Origin of the sequence: Clostridium thermarum (assembly GCF_006351925.1) — a bacterium.
Lineage (GTDB): Bacteria > Bacillota > Clostridia > Clostridiales > Clostridiaceae > Clostridium_AU > Clostridium_AU thermarum.
Window position 1 is genome coordinate 78,107 of the sequence record NZ_CP040924.1, and the last position, 22,590, is coordinate 100,696.

Genomic DNA, 22,590 nt, shown 5'->3' on the forward strand with positions numbered 1-22,590 from the left:
TTGATTTTTTAACTAAGTTATTGTATTATGATTATAACAAAGAGAAATGACGAATGAAATTTAAGCAAAATTAAATAATGTTCGTGAATTCCTGTATATGTTTAGTGATATGGACTAAATGTTTCTACCGGACTACCGTAAATGGTCTGACTATGGGAGTTTATATAGAGGCGTGCTCTATGTTCGTATACGTAGGGTGTTGTTATTATTGTTTTGAAGTCTTTATATAAGCTTTCTAGGTTGAAACATCAACTTAGAAAGCTTTTTTCATTATTAATGAATTAGAGGAGATACAGCTATGGAGCTATTGAAGAACAAGATATTGTCAGAAGGCAAGGTTATAGGAAATACCGTTTTAAAAGTAGACAACTTCCTCAATCATCAACTGGATATACCACTGTTCAATGAGATGGGAAAGGAATTTAGAAGGATATTTAACCGGGATAGGGTTACAAAGATACTCACTATAGAAGCTTCCGGTATTGCAATTGCCAGTATTGCAGCACAGTACTTCAATGTGCCGGTAGTTTTTGCAAAAAAGTACGCTGGGAGAAATATGGATAGTGAAACCTATGAAAGCGAAGTTTATTCCTTTACAAAGCAGCAGTCTTACAAGGTTAGAGTTTCAAAGAAATATATAGATGTTTCTGACAAGGTACTGATAATTGATGACTTTTTAGCTAATGGAAGAGCTCTTCTTGGACTAAGCGATATCGTTAGACAAGCGGGTGCAGAAGTAGTGGGAGCAGGAATAGTAATTGAAAAAGCTTTCCAGGGAGGAAGAAAGCTCGTAGAAGAGGCCGGTGTGAGAGTTGAATCTCTTGCAATAATAGAATCTATGGAAAGCGGAAAGGTAATTTTTAAGGATTAAGGCTATACAAATAGCTTTAAATAATAAAACTAAAATTTTAGGAGGGGCTATTACATGAAAAAAATAGCAAGATTAATGCTCATTTTAGTAGTTGCAATGGGAGTAGCATTCACCGGTTGTGCAAAAAGTGATGGAGTAGAAAAATCAAATTCTTCAGGCGAAAATAACAACGAAAAATTAAAGGTTGGATTCCTTTATGTTGGACCTGTAGGGGATGGTGGCTATACATATGCCCATGATCAAGGAAGATTGTACTTGCAGGAAAAACTTGGAGATAAGGTAGATGCAACTATAATAAAAGAAAGTGTTAAAGAAGATGATGCTGAAGTTCTTCAGGTTTGCGAAGAAATGATAAACAATGGTGTTAAGGTTATATTTGGTACAAGCTATGGCTTTATGAATGGTATGAAAAAAGCTGCAGAAAATCATCCTGATGTAAAGTTCCTTCACTGCTCAGGTTATGAAATGGCAGAAAACATGTCCAACTACTTCGGAAGAGACTATCAGGTAAGATATTTATCCGGTATTGTTGCAGGAATGAAGACTAAGGCTAACAAGATTGGTTATGTTGCGGCCTTCCCAATTCCTGAATGTGTTAGAGGTATAAATGCTTTCACTTTAGGTGTTAGATCTGTAAATCCAGATGCTGTAGTAAAGGTTACTTGGACAAATACTTGGTATGATCCGGTTAAGGAAAAGGAAGCTGCCAAGGCTCTGTTAGACGATGGTGTTGATATAATAGCACAACATCAGGATACAACAGGTCCACAGCAGGCTGCTGAAGAAAAGGGAGTCTGGTCTATAGGTTACAACTCAGACATGAGCGCTGCTGCACCAAATGCTTATATGACAGCACCAATCTGGAACTGGGGTCCATACTATGTTGATCAGGTTCAGAAGATACTTGATGGAACTTGGAAGGCAGAAAGTTACTGGGGAGCAATTGATGCAGATGACAGCAAGAGCATAATATATCTTGCACCACTTACAAAGAATGCTCCTGAAGGCGCTCAGGAAGCTGTAGATAAAGCTAAGGCTGATATAATTTCCGGAAAGAATAAGGTATTTGTAGGACCATTAAAGGACAACACCGGAGCCTTAAAGGTTGCTGAGGGGGTTGAAATGACAGACGAGGAAATGCTGAGCTTTGATTGGTTTGTAGAAGGCGTTGAAGGAAAAGTAAATTAAAGTAAATTATAAAGGGTGGTACTATGAGTAATGTTCCATGTATATCCATGAAGGGAATAACAAAGGTTTTTGGTAAGGTTACGGCAAACAATAATATAAATCTTGAAGTTAATAGCGGAGAAGTTCATGCACTATTAGGAGAAAATGGAGCAGGCAAGAGTACACTCATGAACATTCTGTCAGGGATTTACCTCCCTGACAGAGGTTCTATTTTTATTGATGGAAAGGAAGTAAGCTTTTCATCTCCTAAAGATGCAATAAAGGCAAAGATCGGTATGATACATCAGCATTTTAAGCTGGTAGATGTCATGACTGGCTTGGAGAACATAATGTTAGGCCAAAAGTTAGGCCTTTTTATGAATAAGAATAGAATTGAAAACAAGGTAAAAGAAATTATTGAAAAGTACTCTCTGGACATTGACGTAAATAAGAGAGTATACGACATGTCCGTTGGGGAAAAGCAGATACTTGAAATAATAAAGGTGCTGTATAGGGGAGCGAAGATTCTTGTACTGGATGAACCTACAACCGTATTTACTCCCCAAGAGACCAAAAAGCTGTTTAGGATTATGAATAAAATGAGGCAGCAGGGCTGTGCTGTAATTTTCATAAGCCACAAAATGGACGAGGTTATGGAAATTGCGGATAGAATCACTGTTTTGAGAAAAGGCGAAACCATAACCACCGTTAACAAGAAAGACACTAATCCTAAACACCTGGCAGAACTTATGGTAGGACATTCTGTGGATTTATCAATTAAACGACTGGACATTGAAAAAGGGGAAAAGACCTTAGAGGTTAAAGAACTTAAGGTCTATGATAAGGATGGAGTAGAGGTTATTAAGGACATGACCTTTGATATCAAAGCCGGAGAAATCCTTGGGGTTGCAGGCATAGTAAACAGCGGTCAAAAGGAATTATGTGAAGCAATCTTTGGAATGCAGCCTATAAAATCCGGACAAATTCTATTTGAGGGCGAAAACCTGGTAGGGAAAACTACCAGAGAGATAATAAAAAAAGGTATAAGCATGAGCTTTATACCGGAAGACAGATTAGGAATGGGACTGGTTGGTTCCATGGATATGGTGGACAATATAATGCTTAAGGAATATCATTCTCAAAAGGGCTTATTTATAAATAAAAAGCCTGCAGTTCTAAAGGCTAAGGAAATAGTAAAGCAGTTAAAAATAAAAACTCCGGGAATCCATTATCCAGTAAAAAACTTATCCGGTGGAAATATTCAGAAGATACTCCTGGGAAGAGAGCTGGCATCACAGCCTAAGGTTCTCATTATGGCCTATCCGGTTAGGGGCTTGGATGTTAACACCTGTCACACTATCTATAACCTTATAAATGAACAAAAGGCTAAAGGAGCAGCGGTACTGCTTATTGGAGAAGACTTAGATGTACTTATTGCGCTAAGTGACAGGATTATGGTTGTTAATCGCGGTGAAGTTACCGGTATTGTGGATGCGGAAGACACCACAAAAGAACAATTAGGCTTATTGATGATGGGACACAAAAATACAGTGCAGGAGGGATACGTAATTGCTTAGATTTGTAAAGAGAGATGAAATAGGCAAAAGGCAAAGTATTGCCATAAGAATTGCAGCGGTGATTCTTGCACTTGTAGTTTCAGGAATATACTTATTCTTTATTGATTTAAATCCTGTGCAGATTTATACTGCCATGGTGAAGGGGTCTTTTGGTTCTGCATACTATCTTAGGGAGACAATAACAAAGGCAATTCCTCTGTGCATTACCGCATTAGGAATAGCTGTGGCCTTTAAGATGCAGTTCTGGAACATCGGGGCTGAAGGCCAGATCATGATGGGTGCCTTCTGTGCTTCTATCTTTGCCTTATGGACACCGAACATTCCCAAAACAGTACTGTTGCTAATAATGGCTGCAGCCGGTGTTATTGGTGGAAGTCTGTGGGCTCTGCTGCCGGCAATTTTTAAATCTAAATGGGGTACCAATGAAACGATTATCACCTTGATGATGAACTATATAGCCTTAAAGTGGGTAAACTACCTGCAATATGGTCCTTGGAAGGATCCAAAGGCCATGGGCTTTGCCAGAATAGCATCCTTTACAGACAATGCTCTTCTTCCCAAGGTGTTTAAAATCAATATAGGATGGATTATAGCAATAGTCCTGGTAGTACTTATATATGTTTTTATGAACTACACCAAGAAGGGGTATGAAATTTCCGTACTTGGAGAAAGCGAAAACACCGCACTATATTCCGGTGTTAATATAAAGAAAACTATAGTAATATCAATATTATTAAGTGGAGGACTCTGTGGCCTTGTGGGTATGATTCAGGCTTCAGGTGTCAGTGGCACTTTGGCAGATAATGTTTCCGGGGGGTACGGATTCACTGCCATAATAGTGTCTTGGCTTGGTGCATTAAGTGCACCAATAATAGCTGTAGTGTCGGTGTTGTTCGCTGCACTAATAAGAGGGGGATCTTATATACAAACCACCTTTGGAATACCAGAGGCAGTAGCCCAGGTACTTCAATCCATGATATTATTCTTTGTCCTTGGTAGCGAATTTTTTATAAGGTTTAAAGTTGAAAAGAAAAGCAGTAAGGCTGTGGAGAAAGTAGGTGAGGCAGTATGAATTGGATAGATTGGATGGTGGCACTACTTGCCGCAGCGGTTGTTTCCGGAACACCAATTCTATTTGCCACCTTAGGAGAAATTATCATTGAAAAGGTAGGACATCTTAACCTAGGGGTAGAGGGCTTAATGCTTATGGGTGCTGTAGTAGGCTTTACCGTTGGACTAAATACCTCAAGCCCAGTGCTTGCAGTTTTGGCAGCGATGGTAATAGGAGCCGTTGGGGGCTTAATCTACGCTTTTTTAACGGTTACCCTGAGAGCAAATCATACTGTAACCGGTCTTACCCTGACAACCTTTGGAACCGGTCTTTCAAGCTTCATGGGAAAAAAGCTTGTGGGTCAAACCACACCGGAAGTTATTAAAACCTTCTTTAACGAATATCCTATTCCTCTGCTAAGCAAAATACCGGTGTTAGGAAGGGTATTTTTCAATCATGACATCTTTGTCTATGCCGGATATTTAACAGCCATTGCAGTAGGAATATATCTATACAAAACCAGCAAAGGCCTAAATTTAAGGGCTATAGGAGAAAATCCAGGCTGTGCTGATGCTGCCAGCGTCAATATCTCCCTATATAAATATGTTCATATTCTTGCTGGCTGTGCACTATGCGCTATTGGCGGAGCATACCTTTCACTGGTATACATCGACACCTATCAGGAAAATGTGGTAATGGGCAGGGGCTGGATTGCTATTGCCCTGGTAATATTCGCAGCCTGGAATCCTTATAAGGCACTAATAGGGGCATACCTCTTCGGAGGCCTCGGAATACTAGGCTTCAGACTTCAAAGTGCAGGCATGCATGGCATTTCTCAATCTCTTGTGGATATGCTGCCTTATCTGGTAACTATAGTTATACTTGTAATGGTATCTATGAAGAAATCAAAGAAGAATTCACCTCCAAAGGCCCTTGGCATAGCTTACTTTAGAGAAGAACGATAACTTTAGTTATAATGGGACTGGCATTAGGAGCCGGTCCTTTTAATGTTTTTTGATGGTATCGGGTAATCATGATTTTTGACCATAAGGCTGTGTTATAGAAACGTGTTGGTAATGTACGCTTTGAATTACCAGGTTTACTATTGAATTAATTAAAATCCAACTTATAATGTTATTTTTATAAGCTCAATGGTAATGAACGAATAGTTTTAAACTGATATATTCTAAGTGTTTCTTTACTGAACATAATCATGGATAACATATCTACAAGGGAATACTATTAAAATGGTATAATTATATTAAATTGTGGAATAAATGTGTAGATTTTCTTTTATTTAGAGGTGGGGTAATAATGAATATATGTATTCTTATGGGGAGTATGAGGAAGAACGGTAATACAAAAACCTTACTAGATCCATTTATAGAAGAATTAATGAAAGAGAAAGCAACAGTTCAGTACATATGGATATACGATAAGTATTGTGCAGTTATATCAACTTGTGGATATGAGCTTGATAATGGTGCAGATTTATTTGAAGAAGCAATAAAGAGATTATCAATACATTCACAGCTTAATTATATAGGGATTTTGGCAGTTAGAGATATTAATGGAGTTACAGATTTTCAAACAAATGATGTAATTAACAGTTCTAAAGAATTTGCCATAAGAATTCTTGATACTTGTAAGTAAAAGATATAATATCAACACTTTTTTATAACACAGCCTTATAAATAATGAGGCTGCACAAAATTAGTGCAGCCAGGTATTATCAACACTTTTTTATAACAGAGCAATATGGTGGAGAAATATATGGCACCATGTATAACACATTAGCCAAGCATGCTCCAGGGACGCCCAAAAGATAACTATACAAACTCAATCCAACGTTTTTCCCTATTACTTCGCATAGCCATTTCAATGACTTTTATAGTATTCAAAGCCTGCTTTGGCTTTACAGCTAAATCTTCTTTGCCAAGAAGGGCATTATACACATTTTCATAGAAACGACGATAGTCACCTAATAAGCTTTCAATTTTACCGACAAAATGAATGCCGTTGATATCTGTATTTATGGTTCCCCAGAGATTTTCCGGTTCCCTGCCCCAGTCATCGGAGTCCTTTGGGCTTAATCCCTTTTTCAAGTCCTCCTCCTGAACATCCATGCCGTATTTTATAAAAGACCCCTTGGTACCAAGTACAATGAAATGGGGAAGTGGTTCCCGTACAAGCATTCCGGATTTTAGGGTTACTTTCTTGTCCGGATATTTTAGAATTATTTCAAAGTTGTCCACTGTTTCTCCGCCTTGCCTTTGAATCAGGGTATTTCCAAAGACTTCTGAAGGTTCTCCGAAAAGGCTGAGGGCCTGATCGATAAGATGTGAACCTAAATCGTAAAGGATGCCGGAACCGGGAATGTCCTTTTCCCTCCAGTTGTTTTTAAAGTAGTCTCTAAATCTATCAAAGTGAGCTTCATACTCCACTATGCTGCCCAATAAACCATCCTCAATGATCTTCTTGACAGTTAAAAAATCACTGTCCCATCTCCTGTTTTGATATACAGTTAAAAGCTTTCCCTTTCTTTTGGCAAGGTCTATAAGAGCCTCAGCTTCGTAAGCTGTAACGGTGAAGGGCTTTTCTACTACTACATGTTTTCCGCTTTCCAATGCTCTGCGGGCAAGATCATAGTGCAAGGTGTTAGGGGATGCTACCACCACCAGATGTATATTTTCATCATTAAATAGGCTATCAACATTGTCTACAATTATTGTTTGAGGGTACTTTTCTCTAATAATATTAATATTTTCTTCTTTTCTTTCAAATATTTTACGCAGCCTTAGACCATGAACTGCTTCAAGGATCGGTGCATGAAAAACCCTGCCGGACATACCAAAGCCTATAAGTCCTACATTAATCCTTTCAATCATTTTTATCCCTCCGTCTTCACAATTATATCATTACCAAAATTATATCATAGTGAAAGTAATTGTGTACTAAATTTAAGCTAGGCGGTACTATAATTAATATGATAAAATATTTAGTATCATAAAAAAATTATCGGAGGGATGCTAGTGGGGGGAAAGAGATATAAGAAGTCTACTAAAATGATAAAGTTTAAAGCCTTTATAAAAAATGTGGTACTGCTTATAGTTGCACAAATACTTGTTGGCATTTTTTTTAGTATTCCAATGGTATATTATGGTCCATTTAAGGTAATAAGAGAAGAATTGGTAAACACAGCAATGACAACCCTTAGTCATCAATATATAGCTACATGGTTTTTAAGTGACGAAGAAATTAACAGGATTATGGAGAAGCATAAAATTCAGGATGAAGACAAGAGGAGTGATGTTGAGGCTGTGGCTGTATTTGATTCTGATGTGGAAAAGAAAGAAAGTCAGGTTGAGTTTATAAATATAAGTAATGAAAAGGTAAAGGGGTACATTTTACTTGTGAAAAATCCTTCTATGGTTAGGGTAGCTACCACCAGTAAAATTGGAGTTCAGGGTATGAAGCTGTTGGACATAGTGAAGCAAGAAAATGCTATAGGCGGTATTAATGCCGGCGGCTTTGGTGACGAAGGTGGAGTTGGAACCGGCGGAATCCCTATGGGCCTTTTGATGCAGGATGGCAAGGTGATATATGGTAACGAGAAGGAGCGGTATTCCATCATTGGATTTAATGAAGATTCCGTGCTGGTGCTTGGATGGTATACTATTGCCGAAGCCAAGGAAAAGAAGATTAGGGATGCGGTAAGCTTTGGACCTTATTTGATAGTTAATGGAGAACCTATGATAAAGGGGAACGGCAACGGCGGATGGGGATTGGCTCCAAGAACTGCTATAGGTCAAAGACAGGATGGAACAGTAATTATGCTTGTTATAGATGGAAGACAACTGGATAGCATAGGTGCTACCCTAAAGGATGTACAGGATATAATGCTTCAGTATGGTGCCTATAATGCGGCTAATCTTGATGGAGGATCTTCCACCACTATGGTATATCAGAATAATATTGTAAATAGCCCCAGCAGTAAATATGGGCCAAGAGACTTACCATCAGCTTTTGTTATAAAGAAGTAAGGCTATGAAGGGTGGCGTAAAGCATGGATTACATGAAGGCTGCATTGGAGCAGGCCAGAATTGCATTAGGGAAAAATGAGGTCCCTGTGGGAGCTGTTATAGTTAAGGATGACCAAATTATTGCAGAGGCGCATAATTTGAAGGAAAGCCTGAAGGATCCAACTGCTCATGCTGAAATACTTGCCATAAGGAAGGCATGTGAAGTGCTTGATAATTGGAGGCTTACCGGGTGCAGCATGTATGTGACCCTAGAGCCTTGTCCGATGTGCGCTTCTGCTATTGCTCAAAGCAGGATAAGAAACCTATACATCGGGGCGCCAGATATTGATGGTGGTGCTTGCGGGTCAGTCATAAATATTGTTCAAAATCATCATATAAATAATTATTTAAACGTACATTGGGTCTACAACCAAGAGTGTAGTGATATTTTAAGTAACTTTTTTAGAGGTAGGAGATGAAATATGAGCAAACATATAAAGAAGTCTCTGAAGTCCTTTGACTTTGAGGCTTTCATGAGAGGTGAGAACTACCAAAGTTATGACTATTTTGGATGCCACCTTGTAAGTAGAAATGGCGTCAAGGGAGCAGAATTTATAGTTTGGGCACCGGCTGCCAAAGAGGTTAGAGTGGTGGGGAGCTTTAACCATTGGAATGGCAGCGATTCTCTTATGTATAAGGATGGCAATGGGGTATGGAGCATTTTCGTTGAGGGGGTAAACGAAGGGGATTACTATATGTATGACGTATTGGGCAAAGACGGCCAAAGAGTTTTAAAGTCAGACCCCTATGGTTTCTATAGCCAGCTTCGTCCCGGAAATGCTTCTGTGGTAGTAAAATTAGATAATTATATGTGGTCAGACAGTGACTGGATTGAGGAAAGAAGCAATAAAAATTTATATAAGAGCCCTGTAAATATCTATGAGGTTCATGCAGGCTCTTGGAAAACTCATGGTTATGAGAAGTTCTGCAACTTTAGAGAGTTGGCAGAGACCCTAGTGGATTATGTGGTGGACATGGGTTATACACATATAGAATTAATGCCACTTACGGAGCACCCTCTGGATGAATCCTGGGGCTATCAGACCATTGGCTACTATGCCTTTACCAGCCGTTATGGCAGTCCGGAGGATTTTATGTGTTTTGTTGATAGATGTCATCAAAAGGGCATAGGGGTAATAATTGACTGGGTACCGGGGCATTTCTGCAAGGATGCTCACGGGTTATATAAATTTGATGGCACTTTCCTATATGAAAGCGAAGAAGAAGTAAGAAGAGAGAATTACGATTGGGGTACTGCTAATTTTGACTTTGATAAGTCCCATGTACATAGTTTTTTAATATCAAACGCCTTATTTTGGTTTAAGAAGTATCATATCGACGGAATAAGAGTAGATGCTGTAGCAAACATGATGTACTTGACCTATGGAAAGAAGCAGGGGATGGACCTGAAAAACAAATATGGGGGAGATGAGAACTTAGGGGCATTGGATTTCCTCAGAAGTCTTAATGAGGCTGTGTTTAAGGAAATACCCAATCCTCTTATGATGGCCGAAGATTCCTCAATTAAGGCTATGGTCACTGCACCAACTTATCTTGGTGGAGTAGGCTTTAATTATAAGTGGAACATGGGCTGGATGAACGAGCTGCTAAAGTATGCGGAAAAGGACCCAATACATAGGAAGTGGCACCATAACAGTATTACATATACAATTACTTATGCTTATTCAGAAAATTTTGTTCTGCCCCTTTCTCATGATGAGGTTGTTCACGGAAAAAAGTCTCTACTTAATAAAATAAGCGGAGATTATTGGCAAAAGTTTGCAGGGCTTAGAACCTTACTAGGTTATATGATGGGCCATCCCGGTAAAAAGCTCCTCTTTATGGGGGGAGAGTTTGGACAGTTCATAGAGTGGAACTGTAAACAGGAATTGGATTGGATGCTGTTGGAGTATCCTGCTCACAGAGACATGCAAAACTATGTAAAAAAGCTTAATCATTTATATAAGTCTGAAAAGTCACTTTGGGAGCTGGATCATAGTCCCCAGGGCTTTGCCTGGATAGATTACCAAAACTATGAACAGAGTATAATAGCCTTTATGAGAAAGGCTGAAGACGGAGATTATGCCATAGCAATATACAACTTCACTCCAATTGTGCGCTATGATTACAGAATTGGTGTGCCTGAGCTAAAAGAATACAAAGAAATCTTCAACAGCGACAGCACGGAATTTGGTGGTTCAGGCCAAACAGTAGAAGACACCTTGCAGGCCTTTGATGAAGAATGGAACGGCCAGCCCTATCATATTAAAACAAAGATACCACCCTTGAGCTTTGTATTGCTGAAGGTGAACGACAAAAAAACTGCGTCTTAACGCAGTTTTTTTACTGGACTTTAACTCGTTTTGCAGCTACCATAACAGCCCTAAACATCAAAACTATAATCAGGGTTATCACAGAGGTCAGGGCAATAACTCCGCCGGCAGCGGCATCGATGTAATAGGATAAAACAAGGCCACCAACAGTGTCGATAATACTTACAAGAACTGCAATGAGTAATGTAGTTTTAAAGCCTTTCTCAAATTGAAGAGCCGTAGCCACCGGTAAAGAAATCATAGAGGTTATGACTAAAACTCCAACTATTCTGATAGAAACGGATACAGAGGCTGCTACCAAAATGGAGAAGAAGTAGTTTATAAGTTTCACCTTAAGTCCTGCAACGGAAGCACCTTCTTCGTCAAAGGTGATATAAAGCAGCTTGTTAAATAGGAATATAAACATTATCAGTGCAATGGCACAGAGTATTAGTACTGTAATTAAGTCCTTTGTGCTTACTGTAAGTATACTCCCAAAGAGATAGGAGTTCACATTGGCCTTAGCCTTGCCTGAACTTATCAGGGTCAGAGCAATACCAATGCTTAAGGACATAATAATAGTTAAAATTAATTCCGAATATTTCTTATAATAATTCTTAAAGAGCTCAATTACTACCCCGGATAGAGAAGTGAAGACAAAGGCTCCCATTATGGGGTTTGTACCTATAATCAAGCCTAGGGCTACTCCTGCAAGGGAGCTGTGAGCCATAGTGTCTCCAATCATTGAATGTCTGCGCACAACAAGAAAAATTCCTATGCTGGGGCATAAGATTGAGATTAAAAGGGCAATTATTAACGCATTTTGCATAAAGCTATATTGTAGCATGTAAGTCACCTCTGTCATGATCAATGAAAAACTCCTGAGAACTGCTTAACTTACCTCTGCCATTACTCATATAAAAGATTTTATTTGAGTTTTTGTAGGCTGCCTGCAAATTATGTTCTACTGATATGATGGTTATTTTATGGTGTTTGTTCAGATGTTTTAATATGTCATAAATATCTATTTGACTTTCCACATCAATCCCTGTAGAGGGCTCATCTAATATTAAAAGTTCAGGTAATCCCATTAGAGCTCTGGCGATAAAAATCTTTTGTCTTTGCCCTCCGGATAACTGGCCTATTAAATGTTTCTTAAACTTCATCATGTTAACGGTAGAAAGCACCTCATCAATAACCCTAGCGTCCTTAATCCTTAGAGCCTTTCTATGTATATTCAGAACCTCCTGTACCGTAATAGGAAACCCAGAGTTGAAGCTTTCAAATCTTTGAGGAACATAACCGATTTTATCTGAATATATGCTTATAGTGCCTTTATTGGGCTTTAAGAAGTTTAGTATAAGTTTTAGAAGTGTACTTTTACCGCTGCCATTATCGCCCAAAATTGATATATAGTCTCCCCGTTCTGCCTTAAAATTTATGTCTTTAAGGATGAGGGAGGAATCTCCGTTATAGGAAAAGGATAGGTTATTAATTACAAGCATCTTTGCCTCCATATAATAAAATAGTTGTGTATTGACAATGTTATGTCATATGTATATTATATACCTAGATGCAAATGATTTGCAACATATAAAAGTTATAGATTTGGAGGAAAGAATGTTTAGAAAATTAGTGTTAGCTCTTGTCTGTGTATTGTTTATTGGCACTCTGGCAGGCTGCAGCGGTAAAGATAACAAAACTGAAAATAGTAGTGATAAGGGTAAAGTACAGGTAGTAGTTTCCTTTAACCCCCTAAAGGAATTCACTGAGGCCGTAGGTAAAGATAAAGTTAACGTCATAAGTATTGTTCCTGATGGCATGGAAGCCCATGATTTTGAGCTCAAGGCCAAGGATATGGAAAAGATAAGGGAGGCTAAGATTTTTGTCTATAATGGTCTTGGAATGGAGAGTTGGGTAGAAGACACTCTGCAGGTTATTGATAACAGGGACTTGATTATAGTAGATTCTTCTAAGAATGTTAATGCTATAAAGATGCAGGAAGATGATCATGAGGAAGATGAAGAAGATGATGAACATGAGCATGGTGAATTTGATCCGCATATATGGTTAAGCCTCAAGGAAGCTAAAGTACAGGCTTTGAACATAAAAGATGCTCTTGTGCAGGCAGATCAAGCTAATGAGGGCTTCTATCAAAAGAATTACGAAGAATTCGCAGGAAAGTTAGATGAGCTTTATAATGAGTATGCTGAAAAGTTTCAGGAGGTTCAAAACAAGCATTTTGTAACCGGCCACGCAGCCTTTGCCTATCTTTGCAGGGATTTCGGACTTGAGCAAAATAGTGTAGAGGACGTTTTTGCTGAGGGAGAACCTACGCCCAAAAGGCTTCAGGAGCTTACTGAATACTGTAAGCAAAACAACATTAAGGTAGTATTTATGGAAGAATTAGCCAGCCCAAAGGTTTCTGAGACTCTGGCCAATGAAGTGGGTGCAAAGGTTCAAACCATATATACCATTGAAAGCAAACAGGACGGTAAGGACTATCTTCAGAGTATGAGGGAAAACCTGGAAAATATTTATACAAGTATTAAATAAGTGTAGGGGATGCAGGAACTTCTTATTATTTATAATAAGGAGTTCTTTTAATTAGAGGTTTTTTTATAACTTGAAAATCCACTAAAAATCAGATAAAATGAAGAAGTAGCGTTGAAAGTTGACAGGAATTTCAGGGGGCTTTCTCAATTATGAAATGGGTCAAAGATGTTACAGGGGGTTGAATTTATGGAAGCAATGGATTTAAGAATGTACACAAAAAAATCAAATAAGGTTATTTTATCAATTCCTTGGATAATAAGTATTGCTGGCTTAGGCTTATATATTTTTGGGCCAAGCAATGGGAAGACTACTTTAGCTCAGGTAGCTATTATCAGTGGGGCTGCTATTATACCGACAGTTCTCTACTTTATAAAAGGCTTCGAAGCAATTACGGCAGTGGCTCTTTCACTCTATCCTTTGGAATTATCCTTGTACTTTATATTCTCTGCTGGTGCAAAAGGTAACAGTACCACCAGTGCTATACAAGTACTTCTGATAGGTGTCTGTGTCCTGGCAATATATAGTAACACAAGGTTTGTACTTATTTATAGTGCTGTTGCAAATATAAGCATGATAGGGCTCCTAATAGCAGGATACAAGATAGATATTCCAAGTTTAATTATTGTTAATATATGCTTGACAGCTATATTATACTCTACAAAAAGTAGGCATGGGTTAATTAAAACTATTACTCAGAAGGGCGAAGAAGGTTCTGCGCTGATTCAAAAGTTAGAGAGTACTATGGAAAAGATTAAGAAGGAAACAGCTGTGCTGACTGATGAGATAGAAAAATCAAATAGCAATTTGTCAACTATAAGGGAATCAAGTAATTCCATCACTGCAACTGTTCAAGAGGTTTCAGCAGGGATAAGTGAAGAAGCAAAAATGGCAGGTCACATCAGTGACAGGATGGCCTTGGTAGAAAAGAAAGCTGCAGAAACTCAGACTTTCTCAGACCTTATGTCAGAGGCATCAAAGAAGGCTAATGATGTTGCAGCAGAAGGTGCTCAGAAAGTTACAGAAATGGACAAGCAGATGGGAATAATCAATACTGTGGTAACCCAGTCACTGAGTACAGTAGAAGAACTGCAGGAGAATATGGATGAGGTAAACAACTTCCTGTCAAGTATAACCAGTATCGCAGAACAAACCAATTTATTAGCTCTTAATGCGGCTATCGAGGCAGCAAGAGCTGGAGAATCGGGAAGAGGTTTTGCTGTTGTAGCAGAAGAAGTAAGAAAGCTGGCGGAGCAGAGTGCTAGTACTGTTGTCATAATATCAGAAATCATCAACAAGATAAAGGATAAGACAAAGCAGGTTTATGAAACTGTTCATCAAGGAACTGCAGCAGTTGAGACTGGTACGGTTATTTCCACTGACATGAACAAGGGCTTTGAGCAAATTCTTTTGTCCTTTAAAGAAATAGATGAATATATCAACAATGAGCACAGCATGGTAAAGGATCTGAAGAATATAATAAGTGAAATACAGAATGAGGTAGAAAATATTGCGAGCATTTCAGAGGAGCAAGCAGCTGCTGCCGAGGAGATGCTGGCTACCATTGAAGAACAAGATAACAATATAGTGAGAGTATTTAAGGCAATGCAGGAAATTCAAAAATCCTGTGAGAACCTTGAGAACCTGACTAAGTAGTATAATAACACACGTTATGAATTACTATAACGTGTGTTTTATTACTAATAATCCCTATTGAACATGGTCTGGTTTTATGCTAGTATATGTGAGAAGAGATTAATTAATACTATGGAGAGATGTCCGAGTGGTCGAAGGTGCCTGCCTCGAAAACAGGTGAACGGGTAACTCCGTTCCGAGGGTTCAAATCCCTCTCTCTCCGCCAGAACAGATATCATATGTGAGATGTGGGGTATCGGAAAAAGGGATATGGCCTTAGCGGCGTATAACTGCTAATGTCATATTCCTTTTGCTATTTGTATTAACTCCAGTGCATATAACTATAGTTTAAGAAGTTTGCTGAAATTTTAATTAAAGTTAATTGACTTTTTACTTAAATATAGTAGTATTAAAGTATGTAATAAAGAAGTTTTGTTTTTTTTATGTTATTTGGACTTATAATTGTATTATTGGGGGAATTATATGAAAAAAATTGTAACGATGTCTGACATAGCTAAAACTTTAGGAGTAAGTACAGTAACGGTTTCAAAAGCTTTAGCTGATAAAGAGGGAGTAAGCGATGAAATAAGAGCTAAAATAAAACAAGTGGCCAATGAAATGGGGTATAGGTATAATGTTGCTGCAAAATCCTTAAAAGACGGACTTACTTATAATGTTGGAATTATTATTGCAGAACGATTTATTGAAGTAGGAGTATCATTTTACTGGCAGCTCTATAAGAGGTTGGCGGATGAATTAATGAAAATAAACTATTATGCAGTATTTGAAATATTAAAGCCGTCAGAAGAGCAGACTGCTACAGAACCCAAAATGGTTATCGATAAAAAGGTTGATGGAATCATTGTTTTAGGACAGGTAGGGAAGGAATACTTCAATATGATTAAGGCTGCTTCTGTACCAGCTGTATTCATAGATTTTTATGAGAATGACAGTACGCAAGATTTTATTATTACAGACAACTTTTACAGCATGTATATGCTGACAAATTATCTTATTGAAATGGGACATAGAGATATTGGGTTTGTCGGAAATATAAGGGCAACTAGCAGTATTCAAGATAGATACTTAGGGTATTTAAAATCCTTGATAGAGAATGATATAGACCTTGATAGATGCAAACAATGGTATATAAGTGATCGAGATGATGAAAGCGGACATGTAGATTTTGAGCTTAAAGCAAATCTCCCTACGGCTTTTGTATGCAATTGTGATAATGTAGCCTATGATTTAATCAGAAAGTTATCTGAAAAGGGCTATAGGGTTCCAGATGATATTTCTGTAGTTGGTTTTGATAATTATTCTGTTACAGCCAATGAAAGTGTTAGGCTTACTACTGCAGAGGTTGACATGAAAGCAATGGCACATACTGCGATAGATGTTTTAATGAAAAGAATAAATAATGTAAAGGCCAAAAGAGGGATCAAGCAGGTAAGCTGTAAAATTATAATAAGAGATTCTGTTAAAAGGTTAAAGTAACTCAATAAGTCTAGTGTAGCAAAGCAAGTTTGCTACACTAGACTTATTTACAGATTAACTAAAGCTGGAATTTCTTTATAATTTCGTTCAATTCCTTTGATTTATCGGTAAGCTTAGAAGCTAGTATAAACATTTCGCTGTTGGAAGCAGACTGTTCTTCCATGGTAGCGGATACTTCTTCTGTAGCTGCAGAATTGTCGTGTGAAATTGAAGCGATCTTATCAATGCTCTTTATTAAAATATCCTTATCTCTTTCCAGCTTATTTATACATTCATTGGTTAATTGAACCATTGAGAGTATAGTGGAGAAAGAATCCTTAATTATGTTAAATGCATCAATAGTATTATCAACTTGTTTAAATTCGTCTTCGAAATTCCTTGTAGCTTTATTAGATATAGAAATAGACTCCTGAATGGTATTTTGTACTGTATTAATAATTTTTTGAATTTCATCTGCAGATTTTTTACTTTGCTCAGCAAGTTTTCTTACCTCATCCGCAACCACTGAAAAGCCTTTTCCGGCAGCGCCAGCTCTGGCAGCTTCTATAGCAGCATTTAAAGCCAACAGATTGGTTCTATCAGTAATTTCATTTATATTCTGTAGTATTAACAGTATACTCTTGGTACTGTGACCTAATTTGTTAATTGTTGAAGATAGCAATTCTATGGTATTTTTATTTTCCAGTGAAGAATTTTTCAAAGCATTTACTACTTCGGTTTTTTCATTAATTAATGAAAGGGTATTATTTGTTGTGGTCTGTATGTTGCTTATATTATTTATTGTCAATCCGATCTCTTTGTTAAATTGCTTGGTAAAATCTACACAATCCGATACCTCTTCAGTTTGCTTTGAAGAACCCTCTGCTATACAGTTAACGGTTTTAGAGGTTACTTCTGATGTGTCTTTTAGGGTCTGAGAAATTTCGAGTAATTGAACAGCAGCGTTGGTTGAATCTGAAGATAAACTTTTGGTTGCTCTAAGTATGGTTTTTAACTCAGAGATCATTAAGTTAAAGTTATCTGAAAGCTCATTTACTTCGTAGATGTTAGATTCATTCAAAGTAGCAGTAAAGTTACCGCAGGCAAGTTCTCTTGTTGTATTTATCATTTCCCTTAGAGGTTTTGTTATGTTCTTACTCAAAATAGTAATGGTGAAAACAGAAACAAATAACACTACAAATATTATGACTAGATTTATCAACCCTATTTTTATTGCACTGGAGGAGAGTTCAGCCTTTGGAACCAAGGCTATGAATTTCCAGCCTGTACTTTCTGAAGTTTCATATACAACAAACATTTCCTTGCCTCCGATTTTGGTGGTAAAGTTACCGCTGGGATTATTGCTGACAGTTTGGAAATATTTTTCTGTTTCTTTATCCTTGGGTTTAGGTTCATTTTTATCGGCAATAATATAGCCGTCATTGTCCACAACTTTAACATAACCGGTTTTTCCAAGAACTATGCTGTTTATAGTATCTTGTAACTTATTAACCGGTACATTTATTTTTAATATACCGACCTCATGAGTTAGATTGTAGTACAGCATCCGTACATTACTAATATAGATAGTGGAGTCCCCTTTAGTTAATATTGTTTCATTATGTAGGGGAAGCCAAATGGACTTTCCTTTTGCATTTTTTGCCTCTTCGTACCAAGGTTCTTTTTTAGCTAATTCAAGCTTCTCGTCTGTTATGGCAGTGTTGCCTATAGTGGAGAAAGAGTTTCCATGCTCATTATATATGGTTACTGAATTAGTGTGATTACCTTGATCTCTTGGAGTTAGAAAATCTATCCTATCCTTTATTTGTTTCATTTCATTAAAGCTAATTTTTTCTTTTTTTGATAAGAGCTTTAGAAGGTTGCTATCACCCATTATTTGCTTAGACGTGGTTTCTATATTAGAGCTAAGTAAGTCAACATAGTTCATATTTTGAACCAATAATTGCTTGGCAGTAGATTTAAAGTCTTCTTCTACTTTGTTCTTAATCATTCCAAAGGTAATTATACTGGATGACAACAGGGAGATTATTAAAATGGAACTGCAGGAGTATACTATCTTTTTAAATATGCTATGTTTAGTACTTTTAAAGCTATCACTTAACTTTACTCCTGGTGAAGATTGATTTAGTTGCCCCTTACGTGACTCCTTTTTGTTATTAAAAAAGTAAGATGAAAGGAGAGAGTAAGTTTTGCTTTTTTTCAAAAACATAAAAACACCACCTATTAAAATAGTTAATATCAGTCCGGCTAAATAACTACAGTAATACAAAACAAATATCTAAGTAAAATTAGCTAATAGATAACTTAAATTATATATATAATATCATAATAATAGACTTGTGTAAACGTTAATATCACATTTATATTGTTTGTAATGGAAACGCGGTTAAGAAAAGGAAAGTTATAATGAAATGTAATTACTTAATATAAATATACAAAAAATATTAATTGTGTTCTTAAAATGGTTTTGTAATATTTCTTTTAATAACTGCTGATTAAGCGGTTATACTGTATTATAAAGGAAGTTTAGAACTTTAAATATATCCAATGACGTGAGAGGAAATATTTAAAAAATACACTTGACAACCACATATTGAAAACGTATAATATAATTAAGATAAACGATAACTTAAAAATAAATTAAATTGTTAAGGGGGATTTAACATGAGAACAAAAAAACTTATGTCATTGGTAATGGTACTAATGGTTGTGTCAGTCGGATTTATAGGTTGTAAAAAAGATGATGGGGGACAAGTTACTGACACAAATACTCCGGTTGAAACTAGTTCTCCAGAAGAAGGAACAAAATTAGAAGGAACTATTACTGTACTTACTCACAGAACAGATATGACAGAAATATTCCAGCAATACAAAGAAAAATTTGAGTCGCAGCATCCTGGAACAACCATTAATTTTGAGGCTGTAACTGACTATCAGAACACTCTTTCAACAAGAATGTCTACCAAGGACTATGGTGATGTTCTTATGATGCCAGCTAACATAACAAAGGACAAGTTCAAAGATTTCTATCTTCCACTGGGAACAAAAGAAGAGCTATCCCAGAAATATAACTATCTTGATAACTTTGAATATGAAGGAACAGTTTACGGTATAGCAACTGGTGCAAATGCTATGGGAGTTGTTTACAACGATAAGGTTTTGAAGGATGCAGGTGTAACTAGTATTCCTACAAACCATGATGAATTTATGGCTGCGCTTAAGGCCATAAAGGAAAAGACTCCTGGTGTAATCCCTCTATATACTAACTATGTTGCAGACTGGTCATTCGGAAACTATGTTAACGGATCACAGACAGGTATTTCTGGTGATGATGATTACATGAACAAAATGATTTACAGTAAGAGCGAGTTTTTACCAGGTTCAGCTACTTATACTGCTTTAAAGTGGTTACATGATGCTGTTAAGGGAGGATATGTAGAGGATGACCCAATGACTTCTGATTGGGAATGGTCAAAACAAGCAATGGCTGATAATAAGATCGGTTTCATGGTATTGGGATCATGGGCTGTTGGGCAGATGAAAGCTCTATCAAGTACTCCTGAAAATGTTAAGTTTATGCCATATCCAGCACGTAAGGATGGAAAGGCATATATGTCTCTTGGTCCAGACTATGGTATGGGTATAAATATAAATACAAAAAACCCTGAGTTGGCAAAAGCCTTCCTTGAATTCTTTGTTAATGAATATCCAAATAATTCTGATATGATTTCTGCGGTTAAAGGTGCTGAACTACCTGATTTCTTAAAGGATGTTGACGGTGTTGTGTTGTTTGAAAATAAACCTGGAGACTCTCAAACAACTAAGGATTTAGACCAAGTACAGAAAGAATCTTTAATAGCTCTTTGGGATGGTAAGTGGGTAAAGACTGTTGTTGAAATAGGCTTAGGAAACTCAGATAAAACTTTCGATGAATACATGACTGAACTAAATGCTGCCTGGGTTAAAGGGATTGAGTCATTAGGCAAATAGTTTACGCCACTGATGTAAAGCTAGAAAATGGAAATACGGTATGGTATTCATACCGTATTTTTTATAAAAAGAGAGGATGATTTTATGGAAGGGAATAGAAGTAGAAGAAAGTTTTCGTTTTCGTCATTACCGTATAAGAAGCAAAAGATTGTAATATCAGTAGTTTTTTTATTTGTACCAATGCTATTACTGTTAACCTTCACTTATCTGCCGGCCACCACCATGTTTAAGTATGCCTTAACAGACTGGGATGGTATTAGTAAGACTTATAACTACGTAGGATTAAAGAATTTTAACACTATATTTGCGGACCCAAAGAAATACTTTGAACCTATGAGAGTTAGCATATATTATTTTATAGCTTCTTTTGTCCAAATTGCATTGGCTGTTATTTTAGCTTACTTAATAAGCTTTAAAACAAAGTTTTCTAACATTTTTAAAGGAGTATACTTTTTTCCCTCTTTAATAAACAGTGTTGCCATAAGCTTTATATTTATATTTTTCTTCCAGCCCAACGGTACCTTTGATAGTATTTTGAAGTTGCTGGGTTTAGAAGGCGCTATAAGATTCTGGTTAAGAGATCCTAAGATTATAAATATATCCTTGGCTTCTGTTTCCGTATGGAGATATGTTGGACAAAACATAGTTATGTTCTCAGCTGCTATGCAGTCTATTTCGCCTGATATTTTAGAAGCAGCAGAAGTAGATGGGGCTAACGAATTTCAAAAGCTTATCCATATAATAATTCCTGGAATATCAAAGATTATGGGATTACTTTTATTTTTGTCCATTTCTGGTTCTCTCCAGGCATTTGAAACACCGTATATAATGACCGGTGGTGGAAATGGAAGTATGACTTATGTAATTCAGGTTGTTAATATAGCGTTCCAAAATCACAGAGTTGGACTTGCATCAGCACTAGCACTTATTTTGCTTTTTATTTGTATTATATTAGCCGTAATACGAAAACTTATTTTTGGAAGAAAGGAGGCATAATTTTATGGCAAGAAAGTTAACTCCAAAAGAGAAGATTCATAGGGCACTTAAGTATGCTGTATTAGTATTTATGCTGTTTATATTTATCATACCTATATTAGTAGTTTTTTTTGCAGCTTTCAAAACCAGAGAAGAATTTGCTACTACAGGCGTACTAACTATGCCAAGCAGTTTCTTAAATTTCGATAACTTTGCTGAATATATAAAGAAGGCAAACTTGCTCAGAGGATTTAAAAATACATTTATTATAATGGTTTTTTCTCTGTTTGGTTCAGTAATGACGGGTTCAATGAGTGCTTTCATTTTCAGTAGGTTTAAATCCAAGGTCAGCAACTTTGCTAATAACTTATTCTTATTGGCGGCAATTATTCCCGGTATAACTACCACAGTTGCCACCTTCCAGATAGTATCAAAGTTAGGTATGTTCAATACCAGATTGGCACCTATAGTTTTATACTTTGGTACAGATGTTATGTCGATTTATATTTTCTTGCAGTTCCTTGAAAATATTTCGGTTTCATTAGATGAATCAGCTATTATAGATGGTGCTAACTATTTTCAAATATTCTTTAAAATTATTATGCCACTACTGAAGCCTGCGGTCATAACAGTAGTAGTAATCAAGGGAATAGGTATATACAATGATTTCTATACTCCGTTCCTTTATACGCCAAAGCAGGAGTTATTGACAATATCTACTACTTTATATAATTTCAAAGGACCTTTTGGTTCACGCTGGGATATTATATGCGCTGGTATAGTTATTATAATAATTCCTACCTTAATAACCTTCTTATTATTGCAAAGTCGTATTTACAACGGATTAGCAGCTGGTTCAGTAAAAGAATAACTTTAATTT

The 22,590-nt window shown here is 36.9% G+C and carries 19 protein-coding genes, 1 tRNA gene and 1 riboswitch; of the genes, 16 read left to right on the forward strand and 4 right to left on the reverse strand.

What is annotated here, in order from left to right:
* Positions 1 to 71: 71 nt before the first annotated feature.
* A riboswitch (purine riboswitch) is annotated at positions 72 to 173 on the forward strand.
* 125 nt (positions 174 to 298) lie between these two features.
* The 6 genes from FHY60_RS00350 to FHY60_RS00375 all read left to right on the forward strand — a co-directional run bounded on the left by FHY60_RS00350 (position 299) and on the right by FHY60_RS00375 (position 6,319).
* Positions 299 to 871 (forward strand): xanthine phosphoribosyltransferase, encoded by a 573-nt coding sequence (locus tag FHY60_RS00350; RefSeq protein WP_139902114.1) that lies wholly within the window; start codon positions 299 to 301, stop codon positions 869 to 871.
* 54 nt (positions 872 to 925) lie between these two features.
* A complete protein-coding gene (locus tag FHY60_RS00355; RefSeq protein WP_139902115.1) occupies positions 926 to 2,059 on the forward strand; it encodes a BMP family ABC transporter substrate-binding protein in 1,134 nt (377 codons plus the stop codon).
* A 23-nt stretch (positions 2,060 to 2,082) separates the two neighbouring features.
* Positions 2,083 to 3,615, forward strand: coding sequence for an ABC transporter ATP-binding protein (locus FHY60_RS00360; RefSeq protein WP_139902117.1), 1,533 nt, complete (start codon positions 2,083 to 2,085; stop codon positions 3,613 to 3,615).
* Positions 3,608 to 4,687 carry an ABC transporter permease gene (locus FHY60_RS00365; RefSeq protein WP_139902119.1) on the forward strand — a complete coding sequence of 360 codons (1,080 nt, stop codon included), beginning with the start codon at positions 3,608 to 3,610 and terminating at the stop codon, positions 4,685 to 4,687. The genes FHY60_RS00360 and FHY60_RS00365 overlap by 8 nt, the downstream gene beginning before the upstream one ends.
* Positions 4,684 to 5,631, forward strand: a complete 948-nt coding sequence (locus tag FHY60_RS00370) for an ABC transporter permease (protein WP_423243573.1) — start codon at positions 4,684 to 4,686, stop codon at positions 5,629 to 5,631. The genes FHY60_RS00365 and FHY60_RS00370 overlap by 4 nt, the downstream gene beginning before the upstream one ends.
* A gap of 349 nt (positions 5,632 to 5,980) precedes the next feature.
* Positions 5,981 to 6,319 (forward strand): NAD(P)H-dependent oxidoreductase, encoded by a 339-nt coding sequence (locus FHY60_RS00375; RefSeq protein ID WP_139902121.1) that lies wholly within the window; start codon positions 5,981 to 5,983, stop codon positions 6,317 to 6,319.
* Between the two features lie 176 nt (positions 6,320 to 6,495).
* Here the strand turns inward: FHY60_RS00375 and FHY60_RS00380 are convergent, their stop codons facing one another.
* A complete protein-coding gene (locus FHY60_RS00380; RefSeq protein WP_139902123.1) occupies positions 6,496 to 7,554 on the reverse strand; it encodes an oxidoreductase in 1,059 nt (352 codons plus the stop codon).
* A 144-nt stretch (positions 7,555 to 7,698) separates the two neighbouring features.
* Here FHY60_RS00380 and FHY60_RS00385 point away from each other — a divergent pair, with 144 nt between their 5' ends.
* Genes FHY60_RS00385 through glgB form a run of 3 tightly spaced genes read left to right on the forward strand, consistent with a single transcriptional unit; the run spans position 7,699 to position 11,081 of the window.
* The gene (locus FHY60_RS00385; protein WP_243122188.1) at positions 7,699 to 8,709 is read left to right on the forward strand and encodes a phosphodiester glycosidase family protein; all 1,011 of its coding nucleotides are present in this window, start codon (positions 7,699 to 7,701) and stop codon (positions 8,707 to 8,709) included.
* 23 nt (positions 8,710 to 8,732) lie between these two features.
* Positions 8,733 to 9,167 carry a tRNA adenosine(34) deaminase TadA gene (gene tadA, locus FHY60_RS00390; protein ID WP_139902124.1) on the forward strand — a complete coding sequence of 145 codons (435 nt, stop codon included), beginning with the start codon at positions 8,733 to 8,735 and terminating at the stop codon, positions 9,165 to 9,167.
* A gap of 3 nt (positions 9,168 to 9,170) precedes the next feature.
* Positions 9,171 to 11,081 carry a 1,4-alpha-glucan branching protein GlgB gene (gene glgB / locus FHY60_RS00395; RefSeq protein WP_139902126.1) on the forward strand — a complete coding sequence of 637 codons (1,911 nt, stop codon included), beginning with the start codon at positions 9,171 to 9,173 and terminating at the stop codon, positions 11,079 to 11,081.
* 10 nt (positions 11,082 to 11,091) lie between these two features.
* Here glgB and FHY60_RS00400 read toward each other — a convergent pair whose 3' ends face one another.
* Positions 11,092 to 11,907: a metal ABC transporter permease gene (locus FHY60_RS00400; protein WP_139902128.1), complete on the reverse strand. Its 816-nt coding sequence runs from the start codon at positions 11,905 to 11,907 to the stop codon at positions 11,092 to 11,094.
* The gene (locus FHY60_RS00405) at positions 11,894 to 12,565 is read right to left on the reverse strand and encodes a metal ABC transporter ATP-binding protein (RefSeq protein WP_139902130.1); all 672 of its coding nucleotides are present in this window, start codon (positions 12,563 to 12,565) and stop codon (positions 11,894 to 11,896) included. The genes FHY60_RS00400 and FHY60_RS00405 overlap by 14 nt, the downstream gene beginning before the upstream one ends.
* A 115-nt stretch (positions 12,566 to 12,680) precedes the next feature.
* Here FHY60_RS00405 and FHY60_RS00410 point away from each other — a divergent pair, with 115 nt between their 5' ends.
* From FHY60_RS00410 to FHY60_RS00425, 4 genes are all read left to right on the forward strand, one after another.
* Positions 12,681 to 13,616 (forward strand): metal ABC transporter substrate-binding protein, encoded by a 936-nt coding sequence (locus tag FHY60_RS00410; protein WP_139902132.1) that lies wholly within the window; start codon positions 12,681 to 12,683, stop codon positions 13,614 to 13,616.
* A 186-nt stretch (positions 13,617 to 13,802) separates the two neighbouring features.
* Positions 13,803 to 15,269, forward strand: coding sequence for a methyl-accepting chemotaxis protein (locus FHY60_RS00415; RefSeq protein WP_163215912.1), 1,467 nt, complete (start codon positions 13,803 to 13,805; stop codon positions 15,267 to 15,269).
* A 113-nt stretch (positions 15,270 to 15,382) separates the two neighbouring features.
* Positions 15,383 to 15,474: transfer RNA gene (locus tag FHY60_RS00420), tRNA-Ser, on the forward strand.
* 257 nt (positions 15,475 to 15,731) lie between these two features.
* The gene (locus FHY60_RS00425; RefSeq protein WP_139902135.1) at positions 15,732 to 16,745 is read left to right on the forward strand and encodes a LacI family DNA-binding transcriptional regulator; all 1,014 of its coding nucleotides are present in this window, start codon (positions 15,732 to 15,734) and stop codon (positions 16,743 to 16,745) included.
* A 58-nt stretch (positions 16,746 to 16,803) separates the two neighbouring features.
* Here the strand turns inward: FHY60_RS00425 and FHY60_RS00430 are convergent, their stop codons facing one another.
* Positions 16,804 to 18,954 (reverse strand): methyl-accepting chemotaxis protein, encoded by a 2,151-nt coding sequence (locus FHY60_RS00430; protein WP_139902137.1) that lies wholly within the window; start codon positions 18,952 to 18,954, stop codon positions 16,804 to 16,806.
* Between the two features lie 455 nt (positions 18,955 to 19,409).
* Between FHY60_RS00430 and FHY60_RS00435 the strand changes: the two genes are divergently transcribed.
* The 3 genes from FHY60_RS00435 (at position 19,410) to FHY60_RS00445 (ending at position 22,581) form a co-directional block, all read left to right on the forward strand.
* The gene (locus FHY60_RS00435) at positions 19,410 to 20,735 is read left to right on the forward strand and encodes an ABC transporter substrate-binding protein (RefSeq protein WP_139902139.1); all 1,326 of its coding nucleotides are present in this window, start codon (positions 19,410 to 19,412) and stop codon (positions 20,733 to 20,735) included.
* Positions 20,736 to 20,819: 84 nt separating this feature from the next.
* Positions 20,820 to 21,731, forward strand: a complete 912-nt coding sequence (locus FHY60_RS00440) for a carbohydrate ABC transporter permease (protein ID WP_139902140.1) — start codon at positions 20,820 to 20,822, stop codon at positions 21,729 to 21,731.
* 4 nt (positions 21,732 to 21,735) lie between these two features.
* Positions 21,736 to 22,581, forward strand: coding sequence for a carbohydrate ABC transporter permease (locus FHY60_RS00445; protein ID WP_139902142.1), 846 nt, complete (start codon positions 21,736 to 21,738; stop codon positions 22,579 to 22,581).
* Positions 22,582 to 22,590: the final 9 nt, after the last annotated feature.

Excerpts from the sequence above, each read along its gene's own strand:
- FHY60_RS00415 (WP_163215912.1), top strand. The coding sequence starts at position 13,803 with ATGGAAGCAATGGATTTAAGAATGTACACAAAAAAATCAAATAAGGTT.
- FHY60_RS00375 (WP_139902121.1), top strand. The coding sequence starts at position 5,981 with ATGAATATATGTATTCTTATGGGGAGTATGAGGAAGAACGGTAATACA.
- FHY60_RS00435 (WP_139902139.1), top strand. The coding sequence starts at position 19,410 with ATGAGAACAAAAAAACTTATGTCATTGGTAATGGTACTAATGGTTGTG.
- FHY60_RS00430 (WP_139902137.1), bottom strand. The coding sequence starts at position 18,954 with ATGTTTTTGAAAAAAAGCAAAACTTACTCTCTCCTTTCATCTTACTTT.
- FHY60_RS00380 (WP_139902123.1), bottom strand. The coding sequence starts at position 7,554 with ATGATTGAAAGGATTAATGTAGGACTTATAGGCTTTGGTATGTCCGGC.
- FHY60_RS00350 (WP_139902114.1), top strand. The coding sequence starts at position 299 with ATGGAGCTATTGAAGAACAAGATATTGTCAGAAGGCAAGGTTATAGGA.
- glgB (WP_139902126.1), top strand. The coding sequence starts at position 9,171 with ATGAGCAAACATATAAAGAAGTCTCTGAAGTCCTTTGACTTTGAGGCT.
- FHY60_RS00410 (WP_139902132.1), top strand. The coding sequence starts at position 12,681 with ATGTTTAGAAAATTAGTGTTAGCTCTTGTCTGTGTATTGTTTATTGGC.
- FHY60_RS00440 (WP_139902140.1), top strand. The coding sequence starts at position 20,820 with ATGGAAGGGAATAGAAGTAGAAGAAAGTTTTCGTTTTCGTCATTACCG.
- FHY60_RS00360 (WP_139902117.1), top strand. The coding sequence starts at position 2,083 with ATGAGTAATGTTCCATGTATATCCATGAAGGGAATAACAAAGGTTTTT.
- tadA (WP_139902124.1), top strand. The coding sequence starts at position 8,733 with ATGGATTACATGAAGGCTGCATTGGAGCAGGCCAGAATTGCATTAGGG.
- FHY60_RS00425 (WP_139902135.1), top strand. The coding sequence starts at position 15,732 with ATGAAAAAAATTGTAACGATGTCTGACATAGCTAAAACTTTAGGAGTA.
- FHY60_RS00355 (WP_139902115.1), top strand. The coding sequence starts at position 926 with ATGAAAAAAATAGCAAGATTAATGCTCATTTTAGTAGTTGCAATGGGA.
- FHY60_RS00400 (WP_139902128.1), bottom strand. The coding sequence starts at position 11,907 with ATGCTACAATATAGCTTTATGCAAAATGCGTTAATAATTGCCCTTTTA.
- FHY60_RS00405 (WP_139902130.1), bottom strand. The coding sequence starts at position 12,565 with ATGCTTGTAATTAATAACCTATCCTTTTCCTATAACGGAGATTCCTCC.
- FHY60_RS00370 (WP_423243573.1), top strand. The coding sequence starts at position 4,684 with ATGAATTGGATAGATTGGATGGTGGCACTACTTGCCGCAGCGGTTGTT.
- FHY60_RS00445 (WP_139902142.1), top strand. The coding sequence starts at position 21,736 with ATGGCAAGAAAGTTAACTCCAAAAGAGAAGATTCATAGGGCACTTAAG.